The sequence below is a fragment of the Gordonibacter sp. genome (assembly GCF_036667095.1).
In the GTDB taxonomy this organism is placed as follows: Bacteria; Actinomycetota; Coriobacteriia; order Coriobacteriales; family Eggerthellaceae; genus Gordonibacter.
The window spans coordinates 1-6,791 of sequence record NZ_JAVWUP010000138.1; the positions used below are offsets into that span (position 1 = coordinate 1).

6 protein-coding genes are annotated in these 6,791 nt (G+C 62.4%); 3 read left to right on the forward strand and 3 right to left on the reverse strand.

Annotated elements, in window-relative coordinates; translation table 11 throughout:
• Both RR842_RS10690 and RR842_RS10695 read left to right on the forward strand, forming a co-directional pair.
• Nucleotides 1-1,869: FAD-dependent protein (locus RR842_RS10690; protein WP_332729723.1), on the forward strand; the 1,869-nt coding region annotated here is incomplete at its 5' end.
• Nucleotides 1,870-2,031: 162 nt separating this feature from the next.
• A complete protein-coding gene (locus RR842_RS10695) occupies nucleotides 2,032-2,844 on the forward strand; it encodes a histidine phosphatase family protein (protein WP_332574597.1) in 813 nt (270 codons plus the stop codon).
• 100 nt (nucleotides 2,845-2,944) lie between these two features.
• Here the strand turns inward: RR842_RS10695 and RR842_RS10700 are convergent, their stop codons facing one another.
• Nucleotides 2,945-3,622, reverse strand: coding sequence for a GNAT family N-acetyltransferase (locus RR842_RS10700; protein WP_332729724.1), 678 nt, complete (start codon nucleotides 3,620-3,622; stop codon nucleotides 2,945-2,947).
• A 145-nt stretch (nucleotides 3,623-3,767) separates the two neighbouring features.
• On the opposite strand from RR842_RS10700, the gene RR842_RS10705 reads away from it, so the two are divergent.
• Nucleotides 3,768-3,959: a hypothetical protein gene (locus RR842_RS10705; protein WP_332512933.1), complete on the forward strand. Its 192-nt coding sequence runs from the start codon at nucleotides 3,768-3,770 to the stop codon at nucleotides 3,957-3,959.
• A 13-nt stretch (nucleotides 3,960-3,972) separates the two neighbouring features.
• Here RR842_RS10705 and RR842_RS10710 read toward each other — a convergent pair whose 3' ends face one another.
• Together RR842_RS10710 and RR842_RS10715 are read right to left on the reverse strand one after the other, a co-directional pair.
• Complete coding sequence (locus RR842_RS10710; protein WP_332729725.1) at nucleotides 3,973-5,391, reverse strand: MATE family efflux transporter; 1,419 nt, start codon at nucleotides 5,389-5,391, stop codon at nucleotides 3,973-3,975.
• Nucleotides 5,392-5,532: 141 nt separating this feature from the next.
• The gene (locus tag RR842_RS10715) at nucleotides 5,533-6,498 is read right to left on the reverse strand and encodes a helix-turn-helix transcriptional regulator (protein WP_332517606.1); all 966 of its coding nucleotides are present in this window, start codon (nucleotides 6,496-6,498) and stop codon (nucleotides 5,533-5,535) included.
• Nucleotides 6,499-6,791 lie beyond the last annotated feature (293 nt).

Sequence of the window (6,791 nt, forward strand, 5' to 3'; positions counted from 1 at the left end):
TTGCTTTACGCCGCAGCAGCTTCGGCGTTGGGCGTGTCGGAGAGCCAGGTGCGCGCGGTTCGCCTGCTGAAGCGCAGCGTTGATGCACGCAAGAAGCGTGATGTTCACTTCGTGGCGGCGCTCGGCGTGGAGTTGTCCAATGTCTCCGTGGAAGATGAGGCGCTTGGCACCGCCCTGCGACGTGGAGGCGCAGGCGCTTGTGCGGGCACGCACGTGAAGCGGCATGAGCCGTATGCGCCGCTCGCCGTTCCAGACCTGGGCGGCGTTTTCGCGCGCAGCGGCGAGCCGCGTCCTGTCGTGGTGGGCGCGGGTCCTGCCGGCCTTTTTGCCGCGCTGTACCTGGCCCGCGCGGGTTTGCGCCCGCTGCTGTTGGAACGCGGCGGGGACGTTGATGAGCGCTTGGCTGCGGTGGCTGCCTTTAACGCGGGCGGGTCGCTTGATGCTCAGACGAATATCCAGTTCGGGGAAGGTGGGGCCGGCACCTTTTCGGACGGCAAGCTCACCACCAATATCAAGAGTCCCTTTGCACGCCACGTACTGGCCTGGTTGGCCGAGGCGGGGGCGCCCGAAGAGGTACTATGGCAGGCGAAGCCGCATATCGGCACCGACAAGCTGGTGGACGTGGTGCGCCGGGTGCGCGAGCAGATCGTCGAGGCGGGCGGCGAGGTGCGCTTTCATACGCAGGTGGTCGGCTTGCGCTTTGCGGAGGGGATGCTTTGCGGCATCGAGGTGCGCGACACCCGCACGGGAGCGGTTCGTGACGTCGCTGCGCGTCGCATGGTGTTAGCATGCGGGCATTCTGCGCGCGATACCTTCGAGGCGCTCCGCGATGCCGGCGTGCTGATGGAGCAGAAGCCGTTCTCAGTGGGCGTTCGCATCGAGCACGACCAAGGGGCGGTGGATCGCGCGCAGTACGGCGAGGCCGCGCAGCATCCCGCCCTGGGAGCCGCCGATTACAAGCTGGCGGTGCATCTGCCGGGCGGGCGCAGCGTGTATACGTTCTGCATGTGCCCGGGCGGCGAAGTGGTATGCGCGGCCAGCGAGCCGGATAGCGTTGTGGTGAACGGTATGAGTCGGCATGCCCGCGACGGCCAAAATGCCAACAGCGCGCTGCTGGTGGGCGTGGGTCCCGAAGACTTCGGCAGTGATGATCCGCTGGCGGGGGTCGAGGTGCAGCGCCGCATGGAGCAGGCTGCCTTCGAAGCGGCCCGTGCGGCTGGCGGTGCTCCGTACCAGGCTCCGGCGCAGACGGTGGGAAGCTTCTTGGAAGGAGGCCCTGGGGCAAGGTCTGACAAGGCTGCAGCAAGGGCTTCGCTTGCGGGGGCCGAAGCGCCGAAGGCTCGAAAACGGATGGAATCGTGTGCTCGCAAGGCGGATGCTGGCAGCGCGGTTGCCGACGGGGTGGATGCCGCCGTGCGGCCCACGTACGCGCGCGGTGTGGTCTGGTGCGACTTGCGAGCCTGCCTGCCTCCCTTCGTTGCCGAGGCGCTGCAAGAGGCTTTGCCGTTGTTGGATGCCAAGCTGCGCGGGTTCGCTGATGCTCGGGCGGTGATGACCGGCGTGGAAACCCGCAGCTCCAGCCCTGTGCGCATGGTGCGCGACGAGGGCTTGCAGGCGCAGTTTGCCGGTACGGGCCGTGTCTCAGCTGGCCGAGAGCGGGAAGCGGCCGATGTTGTCGTAGGTGTGGCGGAAACGGTTGACGCTGATGGAATCATGCAAACGGCTGACGTGGTCGGGGAAACGGCGAAAGCGGCATCCGGTTCGGGCCTCTACCCTTGCGGCGAAGGGGCGGGTTATGCGGGCGGCATCATGAGCGCTGCCTGCGACGGCTTGCGTGTCGCGCAGGCCGTCGCGCAGGGTTTCTCCTGATCCTTCGATGGGCGGGCGCGTGACCGAGGTCTTCGAAGAATGCATGATGCCGCAAGGGGTGAGTAGCAGCCCAAGATTGCTCGAGGGTGTGGGCGACCGCTCGGTGCTTGCGGGCAGTTTGCTATACTGGGCGCGTTGACTGGACGCGGGAAAGGCGGCGCTATGAACGATGAGGGAGCAAGATCACCGGTGCGCGACGCCGGTGCACCCAAGATGCCTTCCGCCGCCTTCCCATTAGAAGGCGCCCCGGTGGTGTTCTACGTGGTGCGCCACGGACAGACCTTGTTCAACGTCATGGGCAAGGTTCAGGGATGGTGCGACACGCCGCTGACAGACGAGGGCATACGCGGTGCCGAGGCGCTCGGGCGGGGGCTTGCCGGGATGGACTTCGCTGCGGCGTTCTCGAGCGATAGCGGGCGCGCGGTGCAGACGCTCGATGTGCTGTTGGCTGCGTGGGCAGCAGCACGCGGCGAGGAGCGTGCGTCAGCCGGACCTTTCCTGCCGAAGTCGGGGTCTCTCCCTTTCGCCAACCTGTCGTTTCCCCTTGCGCAAGATCCGCGCTTGCGCGAATGGTGCTATGGCGATTTGGAGGGCGAGCCGGGGGAACTGCTGCATGCGGCGTTGACGGCGGGCTTTGGAGAAGAGCTGTCGTTCCAGGAGCATAACTGCCGCTTGCCCGAGGTGGCCGACGTTCTGGCCCGTGCCGACACCTCGGGCCGCGCTGAATGCTTCGAGTGCATAGAAGGTCGCTTGAACAGCTTTTTCGCCGAAGCAGGGGAGGCTGTGCGTTTGGCTGGCGGCGGCAACGCTCTGGTGGTCACGCACTCGTTCGTCGTGCGTACGCTCGTGTACTTGCTCGATTCTGCGCGCGTGAACGACCCTGCGAAGATACCCAACGCGAGCATCACGCGCATCGGCTACGACGGCGGGCACTTCTCGCTCGGCGAGATAGGATCCACGTCCTGGCAAGCGTGAAAAGAGCCAGTCCCCCGACCGTGCGCTGAGCGCACGGCTGCGATACGTCGGGGCATGTTGGGATACCTCAGCCTTAAACGTACCCTACTGCATCGATTGTCTACGCATCGGCGGTGTTCGGACGACGCACCATGCAGCGCTCATGGATGGTGAATGCCGGGTCGCGCTTGCGCTCGATAAGCTCGAAGCCGTAATGGCCGTACAGCTGCTCGAGTCGGTCGGTGTAGCAATCGAGGTAGATCGCGATGTCCTGCTCGTCGGCGTAGCCTAAAAGCGGTTTGAACAGCCGTCCGAATGCTCCGGTGCCGCGCTGCTCGCTATCGACACCTACGGAGGAGACGTAGAGGAAGTCCTCGCTGGGTTCGACTGTCCGCAAGAGCCAGTCGGAGCCTGAGATAGGCTCCATCTCCTCGGTGCGCTGTGCGAGCAGGTGCCGCTCTCGCTCGCTCAGCGATGCTTCGAAGAGACTCACGGTGCGCTCCTCCAAGGTAGACCAGCTGGCATCAGCCATCTCGCTTCTGCGGTAGATGTTTGCTGCGGCTGCCTGGTCGGGCAGGGTAAGGACGCAGCCGTACGGCGCAGTTGCCTGGTAGTCGGCGAGGATGGCTGCTTGCATGATGGCTTGTTTGCGGGATTGGTCGAATTCCTGCGCATTGAGCGCTCCGAGCCAGGTGGCATACCACATTTCTTCAAGAAACGACGTGCCTACCATGCATGCGAGTTCGCTCAGAAGATCGGTTTGATCGGGTTGTACGGTGATCAGCCCTGCTACGTTCATGGAAAAATGCTCCGTCTCGTTGTTGGTGACGTCATCATAATGGACGGACAACGCCTTATCGTCAACTTGGAAGACGGCGGCAGTTTGTAAACAGATGGCAGGAAAATCAGTGCACGTAAGTCACTTGATCCTAGGGAGGATACCCATGTCCCTTTTGCGGGGAAAAACATCGGAGCCTGATCATGCGGGAGAACGCCAGGGCAAGGCACTGCGGGAAGACCCCATCGTTCAAGAGGTGGAGCAAGGTTTTCTCATGCGTCCTGAAGAGATAGCCGAAGAAGAGGTGGACGCCGAGCACCGCAGGGAAGCCGAGCGCGAGGAGCGCTGGCGCGATTAGGCGCAGCTTGGCTTTATGCTCCTTCGACCGGCAGGGTGCTTGGTAGCGCGCCGGTTGCTGCTGCGTCCTGGTGCCTCAGCCTCCTGCACTCTCTCACAGCCAACCCCACCGCTAGTGCGGCGGCTAGCAGGTCGGCGGGCGGTTGCGCCCACCACACACCCGCGAGGCCCTTGATAGCGGCCAGCGCCACGATGAGCGGGATGGCGAACAGTAGGTAGCGACTGACGCCCAGCACGATGGACGCGCGCTCCTGTCCGACAGCCTGGAAGTACGCCGAGGCCACCTGCGCCATGAACCCGAGCGGCGCACACACGAGAAGCGGCAGAAAGTGCGAGGCTGTCAACTCGACGAGGGCGGGATCGTCGCCGATGAAGAACGTCGAGATAGGCACCGAGAAGGCGATGACCAGCCCGCATACCGCCGCAAAGACGGCCAGCGTGCCTCCAAGGCTTACCTTCACCAACTCGCGCAGGCGGTCGTGATGCCGTGCTCCGCAATTAAAGCTGGCGATGGGCTGTAAGCCGTAGGTGGCGCTCAGGCACAGCATATCGAGAAGGTAGACGACGTAGCCGTTTATCACGGCGAAGGCGGCGAGGTCGGGATCGCCGCCTAGTGCGCCCAGATAGTTGTTGATGACTATCGTATACACAAGGCTTGCGGCCTGTACGAGAAACAGCGGCAGCCCTTGCCAGAGGATGGCACCGCATACCTTGCGATCCAGTTTCATGCCCGAGAACGTTACCCTGAACGTCGATTTCTTGCTGCATTGGAAGTACAGAATGGCGAAGAACCACAGACCCGTGCTCAAGCCGTAGTAGGCTCCCGCAGCGGCGAATCCCAGTTCGAAGACGTACACGCATGCGTACAACCACAAAAGCGACAAGGTGGAGCCGATGATGGCCAGCCACGAGGCAAGCGATGGCTTCTCGTCGGTGCGCAGCAGCGCGCACAGCAGCTGTCCTAGGGTGCAGAAGGGGTAAAAGCACATGAGCAGTCGGATGAACGCCGTCACATCGGCATGGATATCGGCCGTGGCACCCAACAGCGTGGCGATTTGCGGAGCGAATAGGGCGATGGCTACCGAAAGCGCCACCAGTAGGTACGCTGACAACCAGAAACCTTGGGCGAACACCTTCTGCGCACCTGCGGTGTCCCCGCTGCCCAGACGCTGTCCTGCTGCCGCGGCCGTGCCCATGCCCAGTGCCCCGCCCAACGCCAGATTCAGCAGTTCGAGCGGCAGGATGACGGTGACGGCGGCCAAACCGAGAGGCCCCAGGCCGTTGCCGATGATGAGCCCTTCGAGTATCACCATTACTATCTGTGCCAGCATGCCAGCGAACGTGATAGCAGCATAGCGTGCGAACAGCGGCTTGATAGGAGCGGCTCCCAGCTCGCGTTCGGTGGGTTCGGGTTCGATGCGCAGCTCGTCCATGGCCGTCGGCCTCCTAGCCTTATTGGCGTTCCCTCGGGGTGACGATACCGCGAAGCGACGACGAGCGGGGGATTATACCGGGCCAGATTTGGCGGTCTGCGGGATTAAACGGGATTACTCGGGGGGTGGAGGGCTTGCGCCTCACTCCTGCCAGAAGCTGCGGGTGAGCTCCTGGCGGCTGGCATGCCCTGTCTTTTTCAGGATGTTGTGCACATGCGCCTTCACCGTACCCAAGGCCAACTGCAGCTCGCTTGCGATGTTCTGGTTGTCCTTGCCCTGCAGCACCAGCGCGAGGATCTCCCTCTCGCGCGCCGTCATGCCGTGGCGCTCGCAAAAGGCGGGCAGCAAGTCCTCGATCTGCTGGCGCACGACGGGGTTTTCGGACACGGGCGGCTCCTTGAACCGCAGCCGCAGCGTGGCTGCGGCCTCGCGTAGGCTGAAGAAGGCGAACGCCAGCATGAGGAAGTTCTCGGAGAAGTTGCGCTCTGATAGATAGAGGGGCAGTAAGGTGGACGATGCCGGGTCGGGGTCCCAGACCAACATCATGAGCGTGTCTTCGAGGATGATGCACAAGGTCAGCGTGAGGGTGATCAAGAGCAGCGGCTTTTGCCGGCGCATCCTCGTTTTCTCGATGTCGCTTGTGACCTTGCGGTAGCGCAGCAGCACGTATCCCAGGCACCACAGCAGAAATACCTGACGCATGCTGTAGAACAGCCATTGCTTGCAGGGCCCCTCGGGGAGGACGACAAGGATGGTGATGCTGAGCACAACAAAGCCGACTGCCGGCAGGACGAGCAGCGTCCGCCGCTTTTCGCCGAGGAAATCACAGACGACGAGCCAAAGCGACTCGAGGATGCCTACAGCGAGGAAGGTTCTAAAAGCCGGTTGGTCTATGGCGTAGAACGCGTCAAGGGGAAACGCGGTGTTCTGGCCGAGGTACTCGTTTTGGAAGATGAGCGCCAGATCGAGAAAGTAGAACAAGAAGAACGCTACCATATAGAGGTGGTTTCGCTTGCGACAGACGAAGTACGCGGAAAGCGAGATCGTTCCCGCTGCGATACAGACGAGCATGACGAGGATCGTGTAGAAGTAGAAGGCAATCTCCAAGGTTTAGTTCCCTTCGATTTCCCCGCTTGCGGGTCGGCCGTTCGTCTTGAAGCTATTCTACCTCGCGGGTTTAGAGAGTCGGAGGGGGTTAAAGATCTTTTGTAAGCTGAGGACGTATCTCCTGTTCAAAGCCGGGATTATTAGAGATTATTTCGGGTGTAGATTCTTTTCCGGGAAAATAATCTTCATTATTCCTTCACAACGATGGGTGTCGGTCGCATAGTGGGCGCCATGAGATGCGGCCTCAACACGGAGGCTGCGGACATCCGACCCTCTAGGAGGAACCATGGCAG

Excerpts from the sequence above, each read along its gene's own strand:
- RR842_RS10705 (WP_332512933.1), top strand. The coding sequence starts at position 3,768 with ATGTCCCTTTTGCGGGGAAAAACATCGGAGCCTGATCATGCGGGAGAA.
- RR842_RS10695 (WP_332574597.1), top strand. The coding sequence starts at position 2,032 with ATGAACGATGAGGGAGCAAGATCACCGGTGCGCGACGCCGGTGCACCC.
- RR842_RS10700 (WP_332729724.1), bottom strand. The coding sequence starts at position 3,622 with ATGAACGTAGCAGGGCTGATCACCGTACAACCCGATCAAACCGATCTT.
- RR842_RS10710 (WP_332729725.1), bottom strand. The coding sequence starts at position 5,391 with ATGGACGAGCTGCGCATCGAACCCGAACCCACCGAACGCGAGCTGGGA.